Below are 25,562 nucleotides of genomic sequence, written 5' to 3'. Positions count from 1 at the left end.
AGACGACGGCTACCTGCGAGAGCTTCGTTGCAAGAACGACAGTGCAAGTCGGTGGTATCTTACGCGACCGTTGCGATACTTGTCCTGTACCACGGCTTATTCAACCTGCCGATTATCAACTGGAACCCGTTATGAAGTTGTGTGTATGTGTTGCCACCATCGGCTTGGCATTAGCGAGCTTGCCATCGGCTTACGCCGAGGTCACACGTGTGGAGGTTTCGCAGCGGGTTCCTTTCGCCAACGGACACGTGTTTGGCCGGACGGGTGCTTACGAGTCCGTGTCGGGGCGTCTGTTCTTCGATGTGGATCCTAACGCAGACGCCAACGATCGCGTGTGTGACCTGAAGCTTGCCCCCAAGAATCAGCACGGTCGTGTCGAGTTCTGGGCTGACTTTTTCTTGCTTCGGCCAGCCAATCCCGAAAAGGGCAACGGATGCCTTCTATACGATGTCCATAACCGCGGCAGCAAGCTCGCACTAATGACATTCAACGACGCCGAGATCTCGGTAAACCCGACCTCGCTGGACGACGCGGGCAACGGCTTTCTGATGCGTGAAGGCTATTCCATTCTTTGGACAGGATGGAATGGCGACGTCGTCGATGATGGAACCGGACGCTTGTTAGCAGGGCTTCCGATCGCGAAGAATTCGGATGGATCGCCTATCACGGGTCCCAACTATGTCGAGATCTTGGTGGATGAGCCAACCGACAGCCAAGCGTTTTACTTTAGTCCTTGGGGCACGTCGGCGGGCTATCCAACGGTCGATGCTAACGACGCTTCCGCTAAGTTGACGATGCGATCGAGTCGGTCTGCTGATCCAATCGTGATTCCGCGAAACGAATGGGCGTTTGCAGATTACGTCGATGGCAAGCTGATTGAAAACCCAGCGGCCCTGTATGTCCAAGGGGGGATGAAGCCGGGCTGGATCTACGAGCTCGTCTACACCGCTCGCGATCCTCGAGTTTCAGGCTTGGGATTGGCGGGATTGCGCGATGCAGTTTCTTTTTTCCGCTACCACGAGAACACCAACGATCAAAACCTCTCTAACCCTCTGGCCGGCGCGTGTGATCGCGCAATCGTGTTTGGGATATCTCAATCGGGCCGACTGATTCATCACTTCATGTACGAGGGGTTCAATGTTGACGAACGCGCCCGCACCGTTTTCGACGGCGCAGTGATTCATGTTGCGGGGGCAGGCAAGGGACTCTTTAACAGCCGGTTTGCGATGGCGACGGTCTACGGGACTCAGCTTCGCAACAACCTATCCCCCGCGGACTTCTTTCCCTTCGCAACCTCGCCGCAGGTCGATCCACTAACCGGTGAAAGCGGCGATTCGCTTGCGCGACTGCGTGGCAAGAACGATCTGCCCAAATTGTTTTTCGTGCAAACGTCGACGGAGTATTGGTCGCGAGCGGCATCGCTGCTGCACACGGATGTTGAAGGTACGCGAGACTTGGAACTGGATCCGAACACGCGGATCTATTTGATTGCGGGAGCTCAGCATCTGGGAGCAAGTCCCACCGACCGCGGCATTTGCCGCTACCTACGGAACCCTCTCAAACACCGTGGTCCGGTGCTGCGAGCAATGTTGACGTCCATGGACGACTGGGTTGCCCGCGATACGCTACCGCCGGCGAGTGCTTACCCGAGAATCGATGAGGGCACATTGGTAAGCCTCGACGAATTTCGAGACCAGTTTCCGAGCATCCCGGGAGTGGACGTGCCGACGGTGTGCCACCAACCATTGCGATTGGACTTGGGCCCGCGATGGGCGGATCAGGGCATCGCGGATCACGTGCCACCGAAAATCGGCAAAGCGTATCGAACGCTCGTCCCGACAGTCGACCAAGACGGGAATGAGCGAGCGGGAATAAGATTGCCCGACGTTGCCGCTGCAACCGCCACGTACACCGGCTGGAACCTTCGCGACGAATCGCTTGGCGGTGCCGGTGCCCTGGCTGACTTGCATGGCGGTTACCATCCGTTTCCCGTGGTTGCAACCGAGGGCGATTCTCGAGTACCGCTCAAAGAACGCTACCCAAGCCGATCCGATTACCTGGCCGCCTTTGCCGATTCAGTAGCGTTGCTCCATGGACAACGCTTCTTACTTGCCGAAGACGCATTGATGATGCTGGACATGGCCCGCGGCCGAGACGTACCGACGGACTCACCAAAGTAAGCTTCCCTGAACGATCACAAGCGACAAATCAGCAACTCGCGTTCGTAGACCGTTTCTGGTGGTAGCCGATCGTGCAGGTCGATGAACAGTTTCTCGTGACCAAGGACTTCGTCACGCCACGCGGTGCGATCGACCGTTTGCAGCAGCTCGAATTGCTCGGGTGAAAACTCGAGACCTTTCCAGTGGATGTCCTCGTATAGCGGCACCCAGCCGATCGGTGTTTCCTTGCCGAGCGCTCGTCCGTGGGTACGGTCAACGATCCATTTCAGCACGCGTAAGTTTTCGCTAAATCCGGGCCACAGGAAATTGCCCTCGTCGTCTTTGCGAAACCAGTTGACGTGAAAGATTCGTGGCGTTTCGGAAAGCTCTCGCTGCATCCGAATCCAGTGGCGAAAGTAGTCGCCCATGTGATAGCCGCAAAATGGCAACATCGCCATCGGATCTCTCCTGACCTGACCGATCACGCCCGCCGCCGCGGCCGTCATTTCCGAACCTACGGTGGCACCCATGTAGACGCCGGCGCTCCAATTGAACGCTTGATAAACCAACGGCATCGTTGTGGCTCGGCGGCCGCCGAAGATAATGGCACCGATCGGAACACCGTCAGGATCTTCCCAGGCCGAGTCGATCGTCGGGCATTGCGAGGCGGGAGCGGTGAATCGCGAGTTGGGGTGTGCCGCCTTAGCCCCGGTTTCTTTCGCGATCTCGGGCGACCAAGCGTTCCCCTGCCAATCAATGCACTCGGCGGGCGGCTCGTCCGTCATTCCTTCCCACCAAACCCCACCCTCGGGCGTCAAGGCAACGTTGGTGAAAATCGTGTTCCGAGAGAGCGTCGCCATCGCGTTAGGATTGGTCTTCACGGAGGTACCTGGCGCAACACCGAAGAAGCCGGCCTCGGGATTGATCGCTCTGAGTCGACCTTCATCATCGGGTTTGATCCAAGCAATATCGTCACCCACCGTCCAAACCTTCCATCCCTCGAAGCCCGCGGGTGGTATCAGCATCGCGAAGTTCGTTTTGCCGCAAGCCGATGGGAACGCTGCGGTGACGTAGGTCTTTTCGCCGGCCGGATCTTCGACGCCAAGGATCAACATGTGTTCCGCCATCCAACCTTCGTCGCGCGCGATGTTCGACGCGATTCGCAGGGCGAAACATTTCTTACCCAACAACGCATTACCGCCATAGCCTGAACCGTACGACCAAATTTGGCGTGTTTCAGGAAAGTGGACGATGTACTTGTCGGGATTGCACGGCCAAGGAACATCCTGTTGGCCAGGTTCAAGGGGCGCGCCAACGGTGTGCATGCACGGCACGACCCGTTTTTCGTCTTTTTCGATCTCGGCAATCACCGGCAAGCCGATGCGAGCCATGATTCGCATGTTGGTGACGACATAGGGTGAATCGGTGAGTTGCACACCTAACTGAGACATTGGCGAACCTACCGGGCCCATGCTGAACGGCAAGACGTACATGGTTCGCCCCCGCATCGAACCACTGAATAACCCTTTCAGCTTACGCCGCATCTTGAACGGATCTTCCCAGTTATTGGTTGGTCCCGCTGCTTCCTTGGAAAGCGAACAAATGAACGTGCGGTCTTCCACGCGAGCCACGTCGGTGGGATTGGAACGAGCGAGGTAGCATCCCGGCCAAAGATCTTCGTTAAGCTTTACGAACGTGCCCGATTCCACCATTTGGCCACAAATCGTGTCGTACTCGTCCTGAGTTCCATCGACCCAATGGATCGCATCAGGCTGGGTGAGCCGAGCCATCTTTTCGATCCATCGCAACAAGTGAGCATTCTGGCTCAGCGGCACGGACGGATCTCGGCCTCCCCAAAGACTTGCATTGTTTGCGGCGGTGCTGGAAGCATCAGCAGGCATATTAGCCATGATCTTATCGATTCACAAAAGAGGAACGAGGGGAATCGGCACTCCAACCACGATCACTGTGGGTGACGCAACAAACATACGACAACCAAACGAACCGGAGCCATGCCCGTTAAAAACAACCCGCCTTGAGCCACGATGCAACTGATTCCGCCATCACAGCACGGATGCTTGATCGTTCTTAGAATCGCAGCCTCGACCGTAAGACTATCGCATTGGCAATCGACGAAGCAACCTGCATCACATCGAAATCACTGTTTGCGTTGGGACGCACGTTACGACACGTGCGTCAGTGCACAACGGAGAGAGCGGAACGCACATTTAGCGTTGGCATCTTTAGCGGTGACATCCAGCTCGCCGAATTGGCGAAGGATCGACGCAGTAACAAACACCGGCGAACGTCTGGACAATCCGTCGTCGTGTCGAGCTTCGGTATCAAATGGACTAGTCGCGAGAGTGTCGGTTTCCCTGCCTTCCTAGTCTCGCAAGGGTGCCCAGACGAAACGATCATCACGGATTCGCAAATCAGTCGGACGGACGCAAAGCCACTAACAAAGCCACTGATGTCGAGTGAAATCACCGCAGCAATGGGTTGAGTAGCGGTGCTTGAGTAGCGGTGTGTTAAGTAGCAATTAGTTGAGTAGCGTTGGGCCTAACCTAGGTTGTCTGGGCTACGGATGTTCATGGGACAAAAACTTCCACTTCCTACTTCCCACTTCTCTGCTTGCATGAGGTACGCTGTGCACATCGCAGTGATGCCTTGCCTTTGACGTGTGAACGACCTGAGGTTGTGACACACTTTTGTTCCCCAACGTTTTTGTTTACGAGATCGCCAATGTCCACTACTCCTTCTAAACCTTCCGGCGGCAACGGCGGAAACACTCTTCGGATTGTCCTGTTCGCCGTGCTGGGTTTGCTGCTGATTGGGTTAGCCTATGACTACCTCGTTGCTAGACCAGGCGTGGATGCGGCCTATGACAAAATCGCCGCTCGCAGCGTTGAGCTGAACAAACTGCCTGACACCTACTTCACCAATTCGGACGTCCAGGAATTGCTTGGGAAGCAACCATCGCGAACCTTCGAGGACTCCAATGGCGAACTGGTCGAAGTGTTCAGTTGGCGAAGTGGATTACCGATCAAGACGCATGACCTGTTCGCTGTTTACAAACCAAGCGATGGCAAGATGCTTTTCAATCGTCATGCCAAGTTCGCTTACGAATCGAGCAACGACGTGAGCATTTACGCGGGCGAGACCATAGTCTTGACTGATGAAGGCCCGACCACTCCGCCCGGCATGGGTGGCGGTGGGTCGCGTTAGACGGTATCTCGGAAGCGACACCTCGGTATCGACACCTCGGTATCGACATCTCGGTATTAGAGTCCCGGTAACAGAGTCCCGGCACTGAAGTCATAGCATCGTTGGTTCAGTGTCGACGATGCACCAATCGACGATTCCGCTAGACAACATTTCATTCGCGATTGTTCGCGATCATTCGGGTCGCCCTCGTGGAAGTGAACATTCTTTATGAGTTGCCAACGTGCCAGCGCTTAGTGTCTTCGACATGTTCAAGATCGGGGTTGGCCCGTCGAGCTCGCATACGATGGGGCCATGGAAGGCGGCCCAACGGTTCCTGGCCGAATTGCCCGCCTCGGACTTATCAGAGCTTTCGCGAGTGAAAGTCGAGCTATTTGGTTCGCTGGCCAAAACGGGCAAGGGTCACGGCACGGACATCGCAATCCAAATGGGGCTTTGCGGTCATGATCCTCGCACGGTGGACGTTGACCGAATACCGACCTTGGTGAAACAGATCGCTAAAGGCAAGCGAATCAAATTGCTAGGCCAGCACGAGATTAACTTTGATCCGCCATTGGACATCGTTTTTCATTCCGATCAACAGTTACCCGAGCACCCCAACGGGATTCGCTTCACGGCGTTTGCGAACGAGAAAGAAACCGATCAAGCGGATTTCTATTCGATTGGTGGCGGGTTCATCATCAAGGCCGGCGAAACACCAGGTCCCGTTGCCACTGAGATGCCCTGGAGCATCGAGAATGCCGAAGACCTTCTGCGCCATTGCGATCGCGAAGGGCTGCCGATCAGCAAAGTGGTACTGCACAACGAGCGGTCTCTTCGTAGCGACTCAGAGATTCTATCTGAGATGTCTGCAATCAAAGATGCGATGCTGGCGAGCATTCACCGCGGCTGTCGGACTCAAGGGATCCTTCCCGGTGGGTTGAACGTTCAACGTCGCGCCGCGCACACCTCTACATCGTTGCTCGGTAGTTCAGTTCCCGCCGAGTTCGATGAATTCATGCAGTTGGTCACTCGGCAAACTCATGACTTTTCGCGCGTGCTCGATTGGGTAAGTTGCTTTGCGTTGGCTGTTAACGAAGAGAATGCTGCGTTCGGCCGCGTCGTCACCGCGCCAACCAATGGTGCCGCCGGCGTCATACCGGCTGTGCTGATGTACTACCTGTGTTTTTGTGAAACCAGTGAGCAGGCAGAAACTGGTAATCGTACCGGGCCCGCCGATGTCGCTTGGATGGATTTTCTGGCGAACGCATCGGAGATCGGATGCATCTTTAAAAAGGGCGCCACCATTTCCGCGGCGATGGGCGGTTGCCAAGCCGAGATCGGCGTGTCGTCGGCGATGGCCGCTGCGGCGTTGTGTGAATGCCTCGGTGGTTCACCTCGCCAAGCAACCGAGGCGGCTGAGATTGCGATGGAACATCACCTGGGGATGACCTGTGATCCGGTCGGAGGCTTAGTCCAAATCCCCTGCATCGAACGCAATGCGATGGGAGCGATCAAAGCAATTACCGCGGCGCAAATGTCGCTGCACCGTGACCCCACCGAAGCTCGCGTATCCCTGGACGCGGTCGTTCGAACCATGTGGGAAACAGCGCAGGACATGAACACCAAGTACAAGGAAACGTCCGAAGGCGGCCTCGCCGTCCAAATCACGGTCAATATTAGCGAGTGCTAACGATTGACCGAAAATTCCACGGCGTTTGCTGAACTAGCGGACCTAACCCAGACGGAAATTTGATTCGATCAGTGCATCCGAAGACTAAACCGCACTGGCGAGCTTTGATTCCAGTCCTTCCAAAATCGCCAACGCAATGTCAACGCTATGGCTGGGCTTCGTGAGGAACCGAAACACTTTTCCATTGTTGATCGCGTCCATCATCATGTTCACATCAGCGTGACCGGTGAGCATTAAACGCACCGTGTCAGGAAACTCCTGAGCGATCCACGCGATCAATTCCGCTCCGCTAAGCCCGCTCATCTTTTGATCCACAAGGACCAGATCGAAGGCTTTGCGATGGAACATGTCGATCGCCATCTCTGCCGAATTCGCGGTAAACAAATCGTAGGGCTGGTCGTGCAACGCGCGACGCAATCCGCTCAGCAAATTCACATCGTCATCAACAATCAAAATCGAAAGCATGGATTTTCTCCGGTTGCAAAACTTGGGTTTACGTCACGCACTAGCTAAAAGTGTTTTGGTGGTCGGTGCTGAGCCCGATGAATCATCAGACGGCTCGCGTTTGGAGTTAACTGCTTTGGTGTCGGCAACCGTGGCCACGCCAGCTTTAGCCTGACCAGGATCGACTTGTTCAGCACCGGATTCCGCATGATCGGGCGATTGGGTGCTGACAACGACTCGGACGCGAATCGGTTCGCGAACACCGGCGGCAGAGCGTTTCAGCAACGCGAGCTTTTGAATCATGGCGTCATGGACTTCCGCACCGGTCGCGATCAGAACTCGTCCCATGACATCTTCAACGTTGGATTCAAGGATCATGCCTTCCTTGAGGCCGAAGATCTCGACATCACGGATCTCACAACTGTCCGAGATGATTTCGGCTAACGCATCGACGACGCGAGAGTCGTATCGCGTTGAACCAGCCAATCGTTGCAGTGCGGCAAAGGGCGACGAGGCAGCTTGAAAGCGTTGGTAGTCACCAATGACCTTTAGAATCCTTGCCACGATCGGAGTCTCGTCGACGGCAGGATCATTTTGGGCACGAATGAGCTCGGCAACTGGTTGCAGTCTTGGGATCGCCGAAACGAGGTTGTAACCTAGCTGAGGCGTTTCTTTGACCAATTTAGCCTCATCAGCCGAGAGAGCTTGGTCGGTCAAATACTTGCGAAGCACGTCCGTGGGTAACGATACACAACCGACCCTCATCAACATCGACGCCATTTCGACTTGCCACATGGGACCTATCTCAACAGCCGCCAAGTCAACGCAGCCCACCTGGGACATTCGTTCGGCGACCGCTCGAGCGAGCCGACGAGATTCCTGGGTCATCCCGAACGCTTCCGGCATCGCCAGCGACAACACCTGGGTCAACATCCGAACGCTTCCGGCCAGGGTCTTGTTTAACAGTTCCGCTTCCGCGGTGACCAAACGATAGTGATCCAGGCCAGCATCAATCGCTTGGGCGAGTTTCTCGGGCGAACAAGGTTTGTTTAAGAATCGAAAGATGTTGCCTTCGTTGACCGCGTCCACTGCCGTCTTTTGATCCGCGTTCCCCGTCAACATAATGCGAACGGTGTGTTCATTGATGTCGCGAACCTTACTGAGCAGTTCAACGCCGGACATTTCGGGCATCTGCATGTCGGACACGACGACGGCGAACGGGCCTTGAGTCCGGATGGCTTCGATCGCTTCGTCACCGCCAACGGCAAGCTCGATGTCGTGGCTTTTTCGAAGGTGACGTTGGTAGCCCTTCAACACGTTGGGCTCATCGTCAACGAGTAAGACTTTGGAACTCATGAGAGGACTCCCGAGTCCACCATGATGGACCAACCGTCCAGTTGCCCGGTGGCGTGTATCGCGTTGAGGTAATCGAGGTCCCAGGTGAGACTCGCGGGCGAATCATCGTTGGGATAGTTCGAATCTTGCAGCACATCCGCGACGTGCACAGCGGTAAGCGGAGTGAAGCATGTCGTTTCGGCATCACTGGGTCGATGATGAAACGCAACCGCTTCAATGATCGGATTTGGCAGTCCCCAAAGGCCGAGCAAATGAGCGCCCACTTCCGCGTGCGTGGTTCCAAAGACGTCAAGCTCCGCCTGCCAAAGAGGAACATTTTCGACATTCGCTAAACGCGACGCCTCGCTGTACTTCTCGGGAAGATTCACCGCTAGGATGAGTTTCCCGACATCGTGAAGCATCCCCGCAATGAACGCGTCGTCCACCAAGTGGTTCTGCTGACTTACGCTCTCGGCGATCGATCGGGCGGAGGTTGCGACCGCTAAGCTGTGTTGAATTGACGTTTCAAGCGAAAACCCCTCGACACCAGGATCCTCGTACTGCGAGAACGCGTTCGCGGTCAGCACCAATGGTCGGATGATGTTCAGCCCCAGCATCGAAACCGCGTGGGTGGGGCAAGTCACGTGAGTCGGCAATCCGAAGAAGGACGAGTTCACCAGTTGCAAAACTTTGGCCGTCATCGCGAGGTCGCTACCGATCATCCGTCCAATGCGATCCATCGACGCATCGTTCGATTCAAGTTCGGACACCAATTCGCGATAGATCGTCGGCAAGCTTGGAAGCGTCGTGATTTGCGAAGCGACGTTCTTAAGCGATTCGTCGGACAATTGACTTTGCAGTCCGCAAGCTCGATCGATCGTGCTGATCAAAACATCGGGGTCACAAGGCTTGGACATGAATTGGTGAGCCGGACCGATGGCTCGAAAGATCTTTTCATGTTCGGATTGGCCGCTAAGCACCAGACGTACGGTGTTCGGGTAGAGCTCTGATACTCGCGAAAGGAGTTCGGCACCGTCGATGCCTGGCATTCGCATGTCGCTTACGATCACGTCCACGGGATCCTTGGCAAGTTCTTGCAACGCGTCTTCACCGCCGTTTGCGAATCGCATGTCCCACACCTTTCGCTGTGAACGAAGCATGCGACGCAGGCCCGCGAGTACGTTGGCTTCGTCGTCGACAAACATGACTTTTGTTTTGATTTCCATGGTCCGCTCTATTCTTGTTTTCATTCAGTTCGTGACGACTCGGATGCGAGTCGTAACCCCAGTGCTTGCCCGGCAAGCTAGTGAGGCTGCCAAGCTAGTGAGGCTGCCAAGCTAATGAGGCTGCGAGATGGGGATCGGGATCGTCCCCGCGGCTCGCGAGAGCGCCACCGGCGGTACGCCTGACGTGCCGGCGCTAGCTTGCTTGGCTGGCTGGTTATGCGTGGCTGGCTCGTTAGACCTGGCTGGCTCGTTTTGCAAAGGAATCCGAATCACGAACGTGGTTCCTTGGCCGCGTTCGCTTTCCACATCGATGGATCCACCGTGCTTTTCGACGATGACTGACTGAGCGATCGCCAAGCCTTGTCCCGTTCCCTTGCCAGCACCTTTGGTGGTGAAAAACGGAGTGAAGATGCGTTCCAAGTGGTCTTCTGGAATACCGCTGCCCGTGTCCGTGATGCGGATTTCGGCATGGTGCGGTTGAGACTTGGTGCTAATGGTGATCGTGCCCTTCGCATCCGGTGTTTCGCCAAGGGTATCGCCGATCGCGTGGGCCGCGTTGACGATCATATTGAGCAACACTTGATTGAGTTCACCTGGCAAGCAAGGAACCAGCGGCATGTTGGGGTCGAAATCGGTTACCAGTTCCGCGACATACTTCCACTCGTTTCGAGCCACCATGACCGTGTTGCCGATCGCGTGTGCTAGATCCGTCAGCGTCATTTCGGAAACGCCCGGATGAGCGAACTCTTTCATCGCACGCACAATGTTTGCGACTCGGTCAACGCCTTCGAGCGTTTGCGAGATCGCCGATGGGATTTCCTCGATCAAGTAATCGATGTCCGCATCGCCCATCGCGCTGCGCAGCTTGTCCGTTGCCTCGTCAACGTTGATTCCGGTGTCAACGGCGACGAGTAACGATTGGCAGGTTTTCAACACAGCTTCCAGGTCACCACAGGCTTCCTGGACAAATCGGGTGTTGTCGCCAACATATTGAATGGGAGTATTGATTTCGTGAGCGATTCCGGCGGCAAGTTCGCCGATGGATTCGAGCTTTTGAGCCTGGGCCAAACGTTGATTGAGTTTTTCGAGATCGCTGGCGTTCTTGATTCGCTTCGCCAATTCGACATCATCGCAATCATCCATAACGCAGTCGTCGTAGCCGAGCGTGAACGCGTGCCCTCGTTCGATGGCATTCTCGACCGCGTCGATCACATAGCCAGCGCGAGAACGCAGTTCGTCGACGGCGTGACCGAGGGCTTCATTATTCGCACTGCGATCCGAACCGGAAACTTGGATGACAAGACCGAAGTGAGACGAAGCGACAATTGCCCCGGCCTCGGATGGTGACGATGCTGTGGTCAGCGAATCGTCAAACGGTTGCAGTCTTTGTCGCCATCGCTCGTACCGTTGAGGTCGATTGGGGTCGGAATCAATGAGCAGAATTCGCATGAGCCCTCCCCTTCGTTTCGGCGTAGTTGTGAGCGGGAAGGGAGACAACAAATGTGGTCCCGCCGTTGGGAGGCGATTGCGCGTGGATGGTCCCGTCATGCATGTCGACAATCACGCCATACACAAACGAAAGTCCTTGGCCGGTGCCCTTGCCCACGGGCTTGGTGGTAAAGAACGGATCGAAGATACGGTTGGTGATTTCCGCTGGGATGCCGGGGCCATTGTCTTCGACGCGAATTTCGACTGCATCCTTGTCGGCGCGAGTGCTGATTTTGATTCTTCCGGCACCTGGTTCGCAGTGATCAGCAATCGCCTCGACCGCATTGGTGAGTAGATTGAGAAAGCACTGGTTCATTTGGCCGGCGAGGCAAAGAACCGGTGGCAGCGACGGATCGAGTTCCGTTTGTATCGTTGCAATCTCGCTGGCTTGATTCGCTGCGACCGCCAAGGTGTTTTCGATGGCTCGATTGATATCGATCGCGGACTTGCTTTGGGTCGCTGGCAACGAGAATTCTTTCATTGCTCGCACGATCGTGGCGACGCGTTCGATTCCTTCGAGGGATTGAGCAATCGCGCTGGGAAACTCGTCTTGCAGGAACGGAAGATCGGCGATCTCGCACTGCTGCTTGACTTGCGACAGGACCTCTTGCGTGGGTTGATTCCCATCGACCGCTTCCACCAACTGGTCATACAGCGCCAGCAGATCAGAAATGTCCTCAAACGCTCCTTGTAAGAACTTGATGTTGTCGCCAACGAACTGGATGGGCGTATTGATCTCGTGCGCGATCCCAGCGGCTAGCTGACCCACGGATTCCATCTTTTGAGCTTGCCCCAACCGCACCTCTAATTCTTTGCGTTTGGACAGGTCGCGAATGAGCGACGTGTAGACCAACGATTCGTTCAGTTCGACGCGACTGGTCGAAACTTCGGCTGGGAACGCTTGTCCGCTGGCACGCACTCCGACAAATTCAAGTGGTTCGTTGTTCGCGTTCGATTCCCGGAAGTCATCGGCCAAAAAAAGCACGCTGCACAACGTGTCGCTGCATTGAAACAAATCGCGGACGTTTAACCCTATTCCGGATTCACGTTGAAAGATCCTCGCCGCCGAACGATTGAACGAACGAATGACACCATCTTGTCCGTACGTCACAATGCCGTCGGCAGCGGTTTCGACAATTGCTTCGGTGTGTTCGGCAAGTTCGCTAAGTTTGAGGTTCGCTTGATAGACCTCAAGTGACTTTTGTTCCAGCAGAGACTCAGCCGCCTTTCGGGCCGCTCTCTCTCGCTCGAATCGTCGCTTCAGCAGTTCGATGTCAGACATTAGACCGCCACTTCTTCCGCTGGCACATCCGAAGTAGGACGCAGCAGGAAGCAGGCTTGCGTTCCGTCTTGTGCGCCAAGGTCCTTGCGAGTCATGTCGATGGGATCGCCAAAGTGAGTAATGCAAGCCGCGATCAAACCTTCGGCCAAGTCCGCAAACGGACGCTTGGATTGGTAGGTCATGCTCAACATTTCGCCGCTCGTTTCGCACTGGAACGACGGAAGTTCGGCGTCGGGATAGAGCTTTCGAACTTCGACGTGAATGTAGGCTTCCACCATCGGAAGAAAGTCGATTGCCGAATCGATGCCCGCAAAGAATTGGGGGTAAAGTTCATGGAAGCGTGCGAACAAGTGCTTGCCGAACGCTTGAACCAAATCGGGTACCGGGATGCCCGTTTCAGCCGACAGCGAAATCACGAGCTGGATAAGTTCTGCGTGGTCGTAGGTTCCTACGGATGTGTACGAGCCATCATTCGAAGTCTTTGCGCCGCTGATCATTCGGTCGGCGATCTCGATTCCAAGATCCTCTTCCACCATTTCAATCAGCTCAGTAAATACGATCCCTTTCATGACACCTTCCTCGACTATGAGTTCCACTTTGTGTTGGCTCTTCACGTGAGCCGTGACTGAACGATCAGTCATCATCTGGCGACGGCGCTTGCATTGGGTACGCCGTCCATCAATCAATCAACGTCGTCAACAAATTCCATCGGCCACTTGCCGACGCCAACGACCTCGGCGGAAGCCGTCGAGGGTCTGTTCCACGCGGCGTGAGTCACCGGCGAGGTCTAGGAATGTGCGACCGCTGAAGAAATCTACGAAGCCCGGTAGTTCGTTGATCACACGTTGATCGCGAACGAACCCCATGCTCCAGTCACCAAAGTTGCGTTCTTCGATCGAACGCTTGGTCAGAACCAACACTTTGCCGTGCCGTTGGTCCAACGCGATCTTGTCGTAAAGATCTTGGACGACGTCGGAGTATCCTTCGAGAACTTGAAAGAACGTTCCTTCTCGCAGCAGCAGCACACCCGTAACATCGAGGGCGGCGTTGTTGTGACGAGCGACCTCCAACAGATGATCGAGTTGATCATCGCTGAACGCGACGGTGGCTGCGCTGACGTAGACAAGTTGGACCAAATCGGATGAGTCCAAGACGTCAGATGACATTTTTCCCTGGGACATACCAAAGCCTTTATTGCTTGAGTTCTAGTCCCCCGCTGTGCGGATCACGTGTACGAATGCGTGACTCCAATGGAAAGGTGTGTCACAAACCGCCGTGGAGCCAGCCAGATGCAGCGAAATCCAGTTCGTATCCGCGAATGATCGCTGTCGGTGACGACTGTGCCGATTCGCCGGATCAACCGGGCTGTAAGGGAACTTTCGCGGGAAATCAGTCATCGCTTTGCCAAGAAAGCACCATTGGACGCGTTACGTGTAGCGCTTAAACTACGAGGCCCTGGAATCCCTTCTGAACTCCTAATGAATGATCACTGATGAGTAACGGCGACACCCCTGAAACCAACAGCGCCGAGTCTGTCACTGCCGAACCCGCGGCGGCGACTACGCCAGAAACACCGCCCACAGTGGGGAATGAGCCGGAAACACAGGCTTCCAGTGAGCCCGCTGCGGCATCCAAACCGGCCCCGCTTGCCGGTGCCGCACGCAGCGGCGGAGGCCCGTTGGCAGCCCGCGGACTCGGAGTCGCCAAGCCGGCGTCTCCGTCAGTCAGCACCGAGCAGCTAGAAAAGCAGAACTCCAAAGCCGGCAAAAAGCCATCGAAGCCCAAAAAGGCGCCTCGCCCCCGCGTCATTGGTGATGCTCCCGAATCCGCCGAACGTCGCGCCAAGCCTGCTTTGCCCGGAAAGGTTGCAGTACCTTCCATGCGAGGCGGCCTCGACGACGACCTGCAGGCCGAACTTGATGCTGAACTAGCCGCAGCGGATGTCGAAGGCATGCTCGGCGGCGATGCTGGAATGCCAGACCGCAAAGAACCATTGTCCGAAGGTCAACGCCTATTTGCCACGGTCTTGAAGATCCATGACGATAGCGTGTTCGTCGCCTTGGGTGGTCCCGACGAAGGCGTTGTTCCGTTTGAAATGTTTACCGAAGAACCTGCCATCGGAGCTTCCATCGAAGTCGTCGTTCGCAGTTTTAGCAAGGCGGACGGATTGTTCTCGCTTGGACTTCCCGGCGCGGCAGTAGAAGCGTCGGACTGGGAAGACATCGACGAAGGCAGTGTCGTTGATGCAGTCGTTACCGGACACAATTCCGGTGGCTTAGAAGTCAAAGTCGGCAACATGAAAGGCTTCATTCCGATCAGTCAAATTGCTGACTATCGCGTGGAAGACACATCCGAATTTGTTGACCAGAAGTTTCTTTGCGTGGTGACCGAATCTAACGAGCGTCGCGGGAACCTGGTTCTATCGCGTCGAGCGATCTTGGACCGTGAGCGTGAAGAGAAGAAGAAAGAGCAACTCGAAAAACTTGATGTTGGCTACGAAGGCGAAGGCGTCGTGCGCAGCATCAAGGACTTCGGTGCTTTCGTCGACCTCGGTGGGCTCGATGGCCTGATCCACATCAGCAAACTGAGCTGGGATCGAGTGAAGCACCCCAGCGATGTCTTGGAAGTCGGCCAAAAGGTAATGGTCCGCATCGACAAGATGGACAAAGAAACCGGAAAGATTTCGCTTTCGTACCGCGATTTGCTCGAAAATCCCTGGGACGCCGCAGAAGCGGAATTCCCAGTCGGCAGCGTTCATAAAGGCGCCGTCACTCGAGTTGCCCCGTTTGGAGCCTTCGTCCGACTTGGCACCGGAGTCGAAGGCTTGGTGCACATCAGCGAATTGGCGCACCATCGTGTTTCCAAAGTGGACGCCTTTGTGAACGAAGGTGACGAAGTGGAAGTGAAAGTGGTGTCCTTCGATCGAGACGCGCAAAAGGTCGGCTTGTCAATCAAGCAGGCACAATCGATCGGTGCCCCCGAAACGTCCAAGCCAGAAGAAGAGGAAGACGAGCCACAACGCGAAGTCGCCGTCAAAGCTTCCCACTCTGGGCCACTTAAAGGTGGCAACAACCGCGAATCCGGTGGCGAGAAGTTCGGCCTGCGTTGGTAGACCGAACGGGCCTTGACCACAGGCATCCGCTACATCGTGCTTCATTCACAGTCCTTGCCAACGACAGGCAGAGGACTGTGCATCGCCAAATGCCAGAAGTCAGACCCGGGAAATTACGCCATAGAAGTCAGACCCGTTAGCGGGTAATTAGTTGACGTCCTTGCCAGCGCTTCGGGTTATCATGAGTACTCGTTTTGCAAAGCGGCGTCATTCCCGCTTCGTGCATTGCCATTGGTCTATCTCCCAAGAGCTTAACGCTATGAGTGTCATTTCTAAGTCAACATGGATCGCATTTGTCGCGTTGCTGATCGCGGCCCCGTCAATGGCGGCTGCCGAAGATGGGTTTTGGCCAGAGGGCAAGACTTATTGCGTGACACTCACGTATGACGACGGGATCCGAAGTCAAATCGATCATGCACTGCCGCAACTCAAGGCTGCGAAACTGAAGGGCACTTTCTTTTGCACCGGGGGTGCCACCTACCTTTGGTCCCAAGAAGAAGTAGATCGGATTCGCGAAGAGGGGCACGAGTTAGCGGGACACACGATCCTCCATCCGTGCGCCCGGAAGTACGATTGGGTGAAGCCCGGCAACGCGGCCGAGGACTACGATGATGCTCGGATGGCGAAAGAGCTTGATGAGAACCTTGCCAACTTGGTCAGCAATGGCGTCAAGCGCGAGACAGCCACGTTCGCCTACCCTTGCGGCGGCACGACGATCGGCGAAGACAATCACAGCTATATCCCGATGGTCAAAGAACGATTCTTCGCGGCACGAACGACCAGAAACGGATTCCACGTTCCCGAAGAAGGCAAGATTGACCTGTACGAGGTAAAGACGGTTGCGGGCGACCAGCGAGACTTGGCGTATCAACTAAGCCAAGTGACCGCAGCACGCGAAAAGAACGGTTGGGTGGTCTTCATGTTCCACGGGGTGGGTGGCGATCACTTGGCGATCAGCGCTGAAGACCACAAAGAACTGCTTCGCTTCCTGCAAAACGACGACAACGTCTGGGTCGCAACCTTCCAAGAAGCTGCTGCCTGGGTAAAGTCCAAGCAAGAAGGCTAACACCGCAAAACAGTCAGCAACGTCGCCAAACAAAGTCGCCAAACAAAGTCGCCAAACAACGGCATAGCTCAGAGGCGAATCGGCATTGGCGGACAAGTCGAATACGATGAGTTGAGTTGGCTCTCTGGCGAGCCACGACGACCGTTCTCGATTGACTGCGTGATCGCTGGATGATTCTACATCCACGTTCATTGGTAATGCTTGATGCATGCGGAAACCAAGCCCCCCCATAACGCTGGGGATCGACTATGATCATGGTGTGGGTCCGGCACGTTCCATCGTGTCACTCGCGAACGCCCCATCATGACTCGCATCTATGTCGTCTTATGTCCCAATTACCGACACCAACACGTCCGCTATCGCGACGTGATTGCCAGATCCAACGTCCCAATCGATGCCGTATGCTTTCGCTGGAAACGCTAGAACAGCGAAGATTGTTGACGGCAACGCTGGTTCAAGAAACACCGTACAACGACTCTCGTGCACAAGCGCAAGACATTGGTATTGTCGGTGAGCAAATCATCGAAGGTAACCTTGGGTACTTTGCAGGTGACCCGGACGATACGCGGTACATCGACCCCGACAACTTTAGTTTCGATGTTGAGTCGGCTCAGCACGTCGCATTTCGGCTGCAACAGTTTGCGGTATTCGACGATCACCAAATTGTGGTCTTGTTGTACGATTCAGATTCTTCAAGTAGCGCACTGGAAACGATCTACAACGATCGCGAATCAACGGAACTCGTTCACAACTTTGGTTTGCTAGAACCGGGGACGTATTTTGTAACGTTGCTACCAGCACACATTGCTGATCACGGTTACACAGAAATTCGGATGGTCGATTATCAGTTCAGTGTAGAGCTGGGCGACGATACAGGATCTGGTAGCGGAGGCAACAATGGCGGTGGAACTGGGACTGGAACTGGTGAACCGGTTGAAAATGATTCGATTGAACCGAACGACACGCTGGGGACTGCATCACGTATCAGTTCGGTGATTCCACGAGTTCTAGCCGTCGATGCGGTGATAGCCCAAGGAGACGTCGACTACTTCTCATTCGACAACGAAGTCCCTGGCGACTTGGTCATTGATATTGATGCTCGTGACGGTGAACGATCCGAACTTAATTCAGCCATCGAACTATATCGCTTGGCTACCGGCGAGCTATTGGCCAGCAACCTCGACGGCGTCGATCCCGACACAGGCGACGACTCGGGCGATTCACTGTTGCGATACCGTGATCGTGTCGGTGGGGCAGTCGCGGTACGCGTGAGCGGCGAAGACGATTCAGTGGGGGCTTACCGCTTGAGCTTTACCTCATCGCCTCGGATTCCTTTTGGCGCCTACGAATTCAACGACACGTTTGAAACAGCCACCCCAGTTTCGATCTTGCCGAATGTGCCGTTGGAAATTCGTGGAGCAGAGGTGCGTCCGGATGACGACCTCGATCACTATCAATTTGAACTCACCAGCCGCGGATGGCTAACACTCGACATTGATGCGCAAGAAATTGGAATGTCGACCCTGGACGGGCGTTTAACCTTGATGAACGCTTCCGCGGATGTTCTTGAAGTCAGCGAGAGTGGCGTCGATCCTGACACGGAATACCGAGGCCTTGATCCCGTCATCCGAAGGCTGCTCGAACCCGGAACTTACGTCGTACGCGTCGATGGGTCGACGACTGAAGTAGATAATTTCTATGTACTCACAGCTCTGTTTGAGAAAGCAGATGGTCTGACCAGCGACTCAATCGGCGACACATTTACCGCGGCCGCTAATATGGGGCTGCTCGTTCCCTACGAAACGTCCCAACGAAATTCGGCAATCGATGATATCAATGATATCGACATGTTTCGTTTGGACTTCAGCGATATGGAACGCCCCACTTTGTTGAAGGTCGACATTGACGCCAGTCCCTATGGATCTTCGCTAGACTCTTACGTGCGGCTGTTTGATTCGGACGGAAACGAGTTAGCCAGCAACGACGACGCGTTTGATCCCGTCACCGGAAATAGCAGCGATTCGTGGCTAGAACGCGTGTTGGTAACACCCGGCATCTACTATGTTGGCGTTTCCAGCTTTGGCAACCAGAACTATGTATCCAGCGGTGCATCCGTCACGGCAGCCGATGGCGGTACCACGACCGGTGAGTACATCGTCCGCTTCGATACCAAAGTCAGCACTAATGCGAGAAGCAATCGCATCCAAACAGTGTATCTGGATTTTGAAGGAGGTAGGTTTACTGACCACAACCAGTACTCTTTTCATTTACCCGCCTTCGACCCGGCGGATGTCGGTCGCCCGGCTTCCGAACGCGATGCCATCATTGAGCGAGTGTATGAGCACGTGCTTGACGACTTTATCGTTAGCGGCTCATTCGAGGATCCTGATACTCCGTTAAATCTCCCGATCGATTTCGTCTTGGAACGCCCATCGGACGACTTGGAATATTCCACCATTATGATCGGAGGAAGTTACCCGCTCCAGCGTGTTCTGGGACTGGCGCAAAAGGTGGACATTGGCAATCGAGATATCGAGGACAATGCTGCAGTCTTCACACAAGCGTTCCGCACCGAACCAACCGTCTATGGCAAAGATCTCGATACAGTCTCTCTAGCAATTGCGAGTACTCTCAGTCACGAGGTTGGTCATCTGCTTGGGTTGTCACATCAGGTAGAGGACGGACTTTTGATGCAGACGGGTAAGCTTGACACGGACCGGAGCGACGACGAACGGTTTGGTCGCGGGCAGCTTTTTCTTGGACTGAAGTTGCCACCTGGAGAGTTCGAGGACAGTGTTGAGCGACTCCGCCAAGCGCTTCAGATTCCACCCGCGTTCGTTGGCCCGGACCCCGGCGACCCCAGCTTCACAGGTGTAGGGCAAGTCAGCACGTTCATTTACCAAGCCTTCGGCGGTGCAGAAGTAGCAGAGATTAACGTCGAAGCGGGCGAAAACGAAGTACTTTTCATCGACGTGGACGCTCAATCACTCGGATCAAAGCTGGACTTGCAAATGGAAGTCTATGACCAAAGTGGCGCACTAAAGTCGACGGTCTATGATTCAATTGATCCGATCACCAACGCTGTCTCACTTGATCCTCACCTGCGCTATCAGGTTCCATCTGCCGGTATTTACACAATCCGGTTAAAAGGATCCGAACGCAGTTCAGATCAGTTCAATAGTGCCCAAACGGTTTCCGTCAATGTGCGTCGCTCTACCGAAGAAATTGAACAACGATTGATCGTATCATCAATCAACATCGGACGTGTACCGAAGTCGATTTCGGTGGATGAGAACGAGCTTACTGAGATTATCGATGACTCAGGAAACCGTATTGTCGTGGAAATTTCGGGTGGCGGAACACTGGATGTGGAAACCAGCTCCGCAACCGCAAATCAAGGTGATATTGAAAGAATCGTCGTTCGCGATGCCACCAACCAGACACGTGTTTCCGTTCGTGCAAGTCAGCAGGGCGCACGCATTGGCGAGATTCTTTTCAATAGTGAAACCGCCGTTGGACTTCAAGTTGGGACCGAGTCTATTCCCGTCGACGTTAACGATGTCATCTCAGTAGCATCACTCGGACAGGTCGACCTTCATGGGAAGTTGCACGGCCGCATTTCGGTGGGTGGCAGCTTGCAATCGTTGCGGATCAATAGCACTGCCGAAAATGCCGTCATTCAGGTTGCCGATTCACTTGATGAGGCCACCTTTGAGTCGTCCACCGCGGCGGCGATGAGTATTGGGCAACGATTGACGCAAATGACAATTCATGGAAGTTGGAATGGCCGACTGAGTGCCGCCAGTTTGGGAGACATCGACGTACTGGGCGATTTTGGCAGTGCGAATTTGCCTGATTCAAGTACCGAGGAAGTGGGTGCGTTGGATTCGGATGATGTGGCCGCCACACAAGCATCCATTGTGGCAGATCACGATATCGAGTCCGTCAACGTGCTGGGATCATTCTACGGTGCTATTCGGTCGGGCGGTTCGGTGGAACAAATTGCATCGCAGGGTCTGTCGATGGGAACAATCGTGGCATCAACCGTCCAAGCGTCACGATTTACTGCAGGCACTATGCTTCTGCAAACCTCTGGTACCGGCGAAATGGACGTAGTGCTACACCAAGTGGGTAGTGCGTTGGACGGTGTCTTTGCCACCGGGCAAGAGTCCTTCCTCGATCTACGCTTGGCAGACTCGACAGGACAGATTGTTCGCGATAGCCAATCCGGAAGCCTTGATTTCGATGGGCAACCCGCAGGTTTCTATCGCTTGATATGGGATGCCGGTTCGATGGACCAATCCGTCGCTATTCGGCTTCCAACGGGAACAAACGGGCTTCAACTAGATGCGGAACAGGTCGACGTCGCAATTTTGGATTTAGACGATGGACAGATTACCGTACCGGCATCAAGTCAGTATCGGACTCTCGTGTTTTCGATCGGGCAAGAATCTGACTTGTCCCTAACTACGTCAGGCCTGTCGCCAACCAGTCTGGCGATGCCACGAATTATCTCATCTGATCGCGAGATACTTGGATCACTAGTCGATCCGTCGCACGAAACGTCCCTGCAAACAATATCGCTTTCTCCTCAAACGTATGTTTTGTTGGTGCCGCCCTTAGATCACGAGATCACCGTCGAACTGGACTTCGAGCATGTAGGTAGTCGGACGGAGGCATTAACAAACGTCCTCTATCCGAGTGACGTCAACCTGGACGGACAGACATCAGCACTCGACGCGTTGTTGATCGTTAATCTCCTAGCTCGAGTCGAAGGAAACTTACGAACTGCAGGCCTATTGCCGGACGTATCGGGTGACGGTGACGTGACCGCTTTGGATGCGTTGCAGGTGATCAACCGTATGACGCGGACTTCGCTATCAGCTAGTTCTGATGGTGAGATGGTTTCGTTTGTCAAAGTCATCCGTAGCGACGATACAGTTATGCCTATTGAGACACCAGTCGATAGCCTGGACCGCAGTATCGAGGAAATGCGAAGTTGGTTCGGACCGTTGCTTGCAACGCTACCTGCACCACTTCGATCCCAACCTGAAAGTCACAGAGGTAGTCTATATGTGGAACCCCAGAAGGGCGAAAGATCAGACATCAAACGTAGTTCAAATCCGAATGCCTCAGTAGCGGATCATGAACTCGGCTCAATAATATCGACAGACATGCGATGAACTCGGCATTACCTACTGGCAATTAGATCGTCGCGATTTTTGTGACATCCACTGTAATTGAATCTAGGCTAACACGTCGGTGATTGGCATCGCGTCGGGCGGTGGAATTGAAGGGTCGACGATGGAATTGAAATATTGACGGCGGACCCGTTTGCGGGTCGGCTAGGGTCTCTGCGAGAGCTTTTCGCGGAGCGTCTTGAAGGCTTCGTCGGGTGAATGGTTGTTCTTGGGGATGAAGATCGCCAAGAGAGGTTCGGGAGAGATCAGCATGCCGCTGTGCGTTCGAAGTTGTTTGACTTGATCGCTTGGCCATTGGTGCTGGCCGTTGGATGTCACGGCGATCAATGCGCCATCTTTGACCTGGACACTGACGATGGAGTTTTCCATCAGACCAAAATCCGCTTGTTTGCGCCGGACCGCTTTCTTGGCCTGATGAGCCATCGCTAAATAGATTGCTGCAGAGATCACAAGCGAACTAACTCCGACGGTCATCGACGCTAACATCCCGTATTTTGCCGATGCAAAGATGGCCCAGCCACTTAAGCCAATCAAAGCCAACGAGCCCAGCGCAAGCCGCTTGGGAATGTAATGCAGCAAGTAATGATCGGTGGTATGGCGTAGCACGCCGCGCGATAGCCGAAACGAAACTTCGCTGGCAGCGTCGTCCAAAGGATCGCCGGTGGTCGTCGTCGGTCGATAAGGATTGGCCATGGTGCTTCAGCGGAGTTGCATCCGAGTCTCTGACACAAGCAATCAGCGAACCGGGGGAGGCGGCTTCACGTTGCAGTTGGCTTGCGATTGAGCACGAACGACAACATCAATGCCAGCAGCATCAACGGGACAACGCCGTAAATCACGAATTCGCGATAGTGCTGCGATAGCTCGGGCTGCTTCGCGACGACCAGGATGACGATCGTGTAGAGTGCATAAAACGCTAGAAACAAGGCTCCTTCCCAGCGACGGATCAGGAAGCCAGTGAAGAAGATTGGTAGACACACAAATGCCACTGCCATCATCACGGGAAAATCGAACGAGATTGCATCGGCTGGCACTTCCACGCCCACTGGGGAAACCGCTGCGGTTAATCCAAGAACGCAAAGGATGTTAAAGAGGTTGCTTCCCACCACGTTGCCGACCGCGATGTCGCGCTGACCTCGGTAGCTGGCCACAATCGACGTCACCACTTCCGGAAGCGACGTGCCGATAGCGACCACCGTCAATCCGATCACGAGTTGCGAAACGCCGAGCGATTCAGCGATCGACGTCGCACCGGCGACTAGCTGGTTCGCACCGATACCCAACATCACTAAGCCAGCGATCAAGAACCCGATCTGGATGAAGTAGTCTTTGGCGCTTAATAGCGTTTCAGCGTACTCTTCAATCTCGGCTGCCTGAGCCTTCGTTGCTTTGCGACTACCGGTGATCGACTGCCAAAGGTAGACCAGCAGGGTCACGAACATCGCGATGCCTTCCCAACGTGAGACATTGCCATCGGACGCCATCCACCAGAAAACTGCCGTGGCGGCAATCATAACGGGCAAATCCTTGCGAATGAGGTCGCTGCTGACGATCAAGGGAGCGACCACTGCCGCAGCACCAAGCACGAACAGGATGTTAATGATGTTCGAGCCAACGACGTTCCCCACAGCGATTGATGCATCACCGGCCAACGCAGCTTGCAAGCTAACGCCAAGTTCGGGAGCACTGGTGCCAAAGGCGACGACGGTCAATCCAATGACCAAGGGCGATATTTGCATGGCCGCCGCCAACGACGCTGCTCCTCGGACCAGGAGTTCACCACCGATGACCAGAAGCACAAGACCAAGCAGGATTTGAAAGGTTTCTAACATGGGCAGAGCGTAACAGGTCGCGAAAATGCAGCATAGATGTGACTGCCATCATAAGGCTGATTCTCCGCTCGCGATGTTCGCAAGATTCGCTAGTCCTATTCGCCAGTCCTATTCGCTAGCCGGGTCGTTTCCGACGAAGTTTCCAGCGTCGTTGTGTCGATAGGATCTCGATCCTACCAATCCACGCGATTCATTTCGGCAAGAGCCAAAATCAACGCCTGACTGCCGTCACGTGCATGACCTTGGGCAGCGACGGCCAGGTACAATTGATGAGCGAGAGCGAGTCCAGGAAGGCACAAATTCATGCGACGAGCCTCTTCCAACGCGATTCCCATGTCCTTCAAGAAGTGTTCCACGAAGAACCCGGGCGCGTAATCACCCTTCAATACTCGTGGCCCCAAATTCGTCAACGACCAACTACCCGCTGCACCTGAGGAAACGCTTTCGAGCACCTTGGTCAAATCCAAACCGGCGCGGCTTGCGTACAACAATCCTTCACACACGGCGATCATCCCCGAGGCAATCAACGTTTGGTTGACCACCTTGGTATGCTGGCCGGCCCCGGGCGGGCCATGGTGAACGAGTGTCTTTCCCATGATCTCAAACAGCGGCCATACCGTTTGAACTGGCTCGACATCGCCGCCAATCATGATGGACAACGCCGCGTTCTTAGCGCCCGTGTCTCCGCCACTCACCGGTGCGTCGATGGAATGCACGCCCTTCTGTGATGCGACCTCGGCGATACGCTCCGCCAACGATGGCTGACTCGTTGTCATGTCGACAATGATGTGGCCGGGCTCAGCCCCCGAAAGGACTCCGTTCTCGCCCAAAATCACGGACTCAACGTCCGACGGGAACCCAACGATCGTGAACGTCACCTCGCTTGCCGCGGCAACTTCCGCAGGCGATTGGGCAAGCTTCGCCCCCTTTTCGACAAGCGAGCGAGTCTTTTCGGGCGAACGATTGAAGACGGTCAACTGATAACCCGCATCAATCAGGTGCCCGCACATGCTGCGGCCCATCACGCCGGTGCCGATGAATCCAATGTTCTTCATGGTAAACGCTTCCGATAGTGGCACGGTGCTGTTGACCGTGGACTCGTTGTGTTGGCCGGGGTGTACTAATCGGGACCAACCGAGACGCTATCGTATCAACTCGATCTTTGCGGCCCAAGGCGGTAGTGCCGTGCCGCAGTCACAGCAACCGACGACAAGCGTCTTGGATTGTGGCCGACGCAACATTGCGGCGCAGTCGACGCGAACCCCTGATGCGTTGATCATACGCGTCGCCTTGGTCGCGACGCGTTTGAGTTGCCAATGCCCTAACCATTCCAATGGCGTGCCAGGTTCACGAACCAGATCAATGTCGATCGGGTTTTTCACTCGCGACTTTAATTGCCGAGCGAGTTCCGCAAAGAATGCTGGCTTGAACGTGAATTCGGCTGGCGTGACCAAAACAGGTGTCTGATCCCCAGACATCGCTAGTCGAACGATCGAGTCGGCAAGAGAATCGAGCAAAATGCA

19 protein-coding genes are annotated in these 25,562 nt (G+C 54.9%); 7 read left to right on the top strand and 12 right to left on the bottom strand.

Annotated features, from left to right (window positions below):
* The first annotated feature begins 131 nt into the window (after positions 1-131).
* A complete protein-coding gene (locus Pla22_RS15685; RefSeq protein ID WP_146515778.1) occupies positions 132-2,180 on the top strand; it encodes an alpha/beta hydrolase domain-containing protein in 2,049 nt (682 codons plus the stop codon).
* Between the two features lie 14 nt (positions 2,181-2,194).
* Here Pla22_RS15685 and Pla22_RS15680 read toward each other — a convergent pair whose 3' ends face one another.
* Positions 2,195-4,069 carry a phosphoenolpyruvate carboxykinase (GTP) gene (locus Pla22_RS15680; protein ID WP_146515777.1) on the bottom strand — a complete coding sequence of 625 codons (1,875 nt, stop codon included), beginning with the start codon at positions 4,067-4,069 and terminating at the stop codon, positions 2,195-2,197.
* Between the two features lie 212 nt (positions 4,070-4,281).
* Between Pla22_RS15680 and Pla22_RS15675 the strand changes: the two genes are divergently transcribed.
* The 3 genes from Pla22_RS15675 (at position 4,282) to Pla22_RS15665 (ending at position 7,053) form a co-directional block, all read left to right on the top strand.
* Positions 4,282-4,662, top strand: a complete 381-nt coding sequence (locus Pla22_RS15675; protein WP_146515776.1) for a hypothetical protein — start codon at positions 4,282-4,284, stop codon at positions 4,660-4,662.
* Positions 4,663-4,901: 239 nt separating this feature from the next.
* A complete protein-coding gene (locus Pla22_RS15670; RefSeq protein WP_146515775.1) occupies positions 4,902-5,384 on the top strand; it encodes a hypothetical protein in 483 nt (160 codons plus the stop codon).
* A gap of 220 nt (positions 5,385-5,604) precedes the next feature.
* The gene (locus tag Pla22_RS15665; RefSeq protein WP_242632084.1) at positions 5,605-7,053 is read left to right on the top strand and encodes an L-serine ammonia-lyase; all 1,449 of its coding nucleotides are present in this window, start codon (positions 5,605-5,607) and stop codon (positions 7,051-7,053) included.
* Between the two features lie 84 nt (positions 7,054-7,137).
* Here Pla22_RS15665 and Pla22_RS15660 read toward each other — a convergent pair whose 3' ends face one another.
* The 7 genes from Pla22_RS15660 to Pla22_RS15630 form a co-directional block, all read right to left on the bottom strand.
* Positions 7,138-7,518, bottom strand: a complete 381-nt coding sequence (locus Pla22_RS15660) for a response regulator (RefSeq protein ID WP_146515774.1) — start codon at positions 7,516-7,518, stop codon at positions 7,138-7,140.
* A 33-nt stretch (positions 7,519-7,551) separates the two neighbouring features.
* Entirely contained in the window at positions 7,552-8,853 is a 1,302-nt protein-coding gene (locus Pla22_RS15655) for a response regulator (RefSeq protein ID WP_146515773.1), read from the bottom strand.
* Complete coding sequence (locus tag Pla22_RS15650; RefSeq protein ID WP_165440702.1) at positions 8,850-10,058, bottom strand: response regulator; 1,209 nt, start codon at positions 10,056-10,058, stop codon at positions 8,850-8,852. The genes Pla22_RS15655 and Pla22_RS15650 overlap by 4 nt, the downstream gene beginning before the upstream one ends.
* A 111-nt stretch (positions 10,059-10,169) precedes the next feature.
* On the bottom strand, positions 10,170-11,507 hold the full coding sequence (locus Pla22_RS15645; protein WP_165440701.1) for a sensor histidine kinase: 1,338 nt from the start codon (positions 11,505-11,507) through the stop codon (positions 10,170-10,172).
* Positions 11,488-12,828 carry a two-component system sensor histidine kinase NtrB gene (locus Pla22_RS15640; protein ID WP_146515770.1) on the bottom strand — a complete coding sequence of 447 codons (1,341 nt, stop codon included), beginning with the start codon at positions 12,826-12,828 and terminating at the stop codon, positions 11,488-11,490. Before Pla22_RS15640 ends, Pla22_RS15645 begins: the two co-directional genes overlap by 20 nt.
* A complete protein-coding gene (locus tag Pla22_RS15635) occupies positions 12,828-13,472 on the bottom strand; it encodes a heme NO-binding domain-containing protein (RefSeq protein WP_207310392.1) in 645 nt (214 codons plus the stop codon). The genes Pla22_RS15640 and Pla22_RS15635 overlap by 1 nt, the downstream gene beginning before the upstream one ends.
* Before the next feature lie 51 nt (positions 13,473-13,523).
* A complete protein-coding gene (locus tag Pla22_RS15630) occupies positions 13,524-14,009 on the bottom strand; it encodes a BLUF domain-containing protein (protein ID WP_207310391.1) in 486 nt (161 codons plus the stop codon).
* Positions 14,010-14,320: 311 nt separating this feature from the next.
* Between Pla22_RS15630 and Pla22_RS15625 the strand changes: the two genes are divergently transcribed.
* The 3 genes from Pla22_RS15625 to Pla22_RS15615 all read left to right on the top strand — a co-directional run bounded on the left by Pla22_RS15625 (position 14,321) and on the right by Pla22_RS15615 (position 22,189).
* Positions 14,321-15,940: a S1 RNA-binding domain-containing protein gene (locus Pla22_RS15625; protein WP_146515769.1), complete on the top strand. Its 1,620-nt coding sequence runs from the start codon at positions 14,321-14,323 to the stop codon at positions 15,938-15,940.
* A gap of 259 nt (positions 15,941-16,199) precedes the next feature.
* Positions 16,200-17,006 carry a polysaccharide deacetylase family protein gene (locus Pla22_RS15620; protein ID WP_146515768.1) on the top strand — a complete coding sequence of 269 codons (807 nt, stop codon included), beginning with the start codon at positions 16,200-16,202 and terminating at the stop codon, positions 17,004-17,006.
* Positions 17,007-17,332: 326 nt separating this feature from the next.
* Entirely contained in the window at positions 17,333-22,189 is a 4,857-nt protein-coding gene (locus tag Pla22_RS15615) for a dockerin type I domain-containing protein (protein WP_165440700.1), read from the top strand.
* A 162-nt stretch (positions 22,190-22,351) separates the two neighbouring features.
* Here the strand turns inward: Pla22_RS15615 and Pla22_RS15610 are convergent, their stop codons facing one another.
* The 4 genes from Pla22_RS15610 to Pla22_RS15595 form a co-directional block, all read right to left on the bottom strand.
* A complete protein-coding gene (locus Pla22_RS15610; protein WP_146515766.1) occupies positions 22,352-22,900 on the bottom strand; it encodes a hypothetical protein in 549 nt (182 codons plus the stop codon).
* A 65-nt stretch (positions 22,901-22,965) separates the two neighbouring features.
* Positions 22,966-24,039: a calcium/sodium antiporter gene (locus Pla22_RS15605; protein WP_146515765.1), complete on the bottom strand. Its 1,074-nt coding sequence runs from the start codon at positions 24,037-24,039 to the stop codon at positions 22,966-22,968.
* A 173-nt stretch (positions 24,040-24,212) separates the two neighbouring features.
* Positions 24,213-25,094: an NAD(P)-dependent oxidoreductase gene (locus tag Pla22_RS15600; RefSeq protein ID WP_146515764.1), complete on the bottom strand. Its 882-nt coding sequence runs from the start codon at positions 25,092-25,094 to the stop codon at positions 24,213-24,215.
* An 87-nt stretch (positions 25,095-25,181) separates the two neighbouring features.
* On the bottom strand, positions 25,182-25,556 hold the full coding sequence (locus Pla22_RS15595) for a hypothetical protein (RefSeq protein ID WP_146515763.1): 375 nt from the start codon (positions 25,554-25,556) through the stop codon (positions 25,182-25,184).
* Positions 25,557-25,562 lie beyond the last annotated feature (6 nt).

The sequence above is a fragment of the Rubripirellula amarantea genome (genome assembly GCF_007859865.1).
Lineage (GTDB): Bacteria > Planctomycetota > Planctomycetia > Pirellulales > Pirellulaceae > Rubripirellula > Rubripirellula amarantea.
The sequence above is the reverse complement of the archived record's forward strand: the minus strand, read 5'-3'. Positions and strand labels throughout refer to the sequence as shown.

Coding starts and splice junctions, on each gene's coding strand:
- Pla22_RS15685 (WP_146515778.1), top strand. CDS start 132: ATGAAGTTGTGTGTATGTGTTGCCACCATCGGCTTGGCATTAGCGAGC.
- Pla22_RS15680 (WP_146515777.1), bottom strand. CDS start 4,069: ATGGCTAATATGCCTGCTGATGCTTCCAGCACCGCCGCAAACAATGCA.
- Pla22_RS15670 (WP_146515775.1), top strand. CDS start 4,902: ATGTCCACTACTCCTTCTAAACCTTCCGGCGGCAACGGCGGAAACACT.
- Pla22_RS15660 (WP_146515774.1), bottom strand. CDS start 7,518: ATGCTTTCGATTTTGATTGTTGATGACGATGTGAATTTGCTGAGCGGA.
- Pla22_RS15655 (WP_146515773.1), bottom strand. CDS start 8,853: ATGAGTTCCAAAGTCTTACTCGTTGACGATGAGCCCAACGTGTTGAAG.
- Pla22_RS15650 (WP_165440702.1), bottom strand. CDS start 10,058: ATGGAAATCAAAACAAAAGTCATGTTTGTCGACGACGAAGCCAACGTA.
- Pla22_RS15645 (WP_165440701.1), bottom strand. CDS start 11,507: ATGCGAATTCTGCTCATTGATTCCGACCCCAATCGACCTCAACGGTAC.
- Pla22_RS15640 (WP_146515770.1), bottom strand. CDS start 12,828: ATGTCTGACATCGAACTGCTGAAGCGACGATTCGAGCGAGAGAGAGCG.
- Pla22_RS15635 (WP_207310392.1), bottom strand. CDS start 13,472: ATGATGACTGATCGTTCAGTCACGGCTCACGTGAAGAGCCAACACAAA.
- Pla22_RS15630 (WP_207310391.1), bottom strand. CDS start 14,009: ATGTCCCAGGGAAAAATGTCATCTGACGTCTTGGACTCATCCGATTTG.
- Pla22_RS15625 (WP_146515769.1), top strand. CDS start 14,321: ATGAGTAACGGCGACACCCCTGAAACCAACAGCGCCGAGTCTGTCACT.
- Pla22_RS15620 (WP_146515768.1), top strand. CDS start 16,200: ATGAGTGTCATTTCTAAGTCAACATGGATCGCATTTGTCGCGTTGCTG.
- Pla22_RS15615 (WP_165440700.1), top strand. CDS start 17,333: ATGTCCCAATTACCGACACCAACACGTCCGCTATCGCGACGTGATTGC.
- Pla22_RS15610 (WP_146515766.1), bottom strand. CDS start 22,900: ATGGCCAATCCTTATCGACCGACGACGACCACCGGCGATCCTTTGGAC.
- Pla22_RS15605 (WP_146515765.1), bottom strand. CDS start 24,039: ATGTTAGAAACCTTTCAAATCCTGCTTGGTCTTGTGCTTCTGGTCATC.
- Pla22_RS15600 (WP_146515764.1), bottom strand. CDS start 25,094: ATGAAGAACATTGGATTCATCGGCACCGGCGTGATGGGCCGCAGCATG.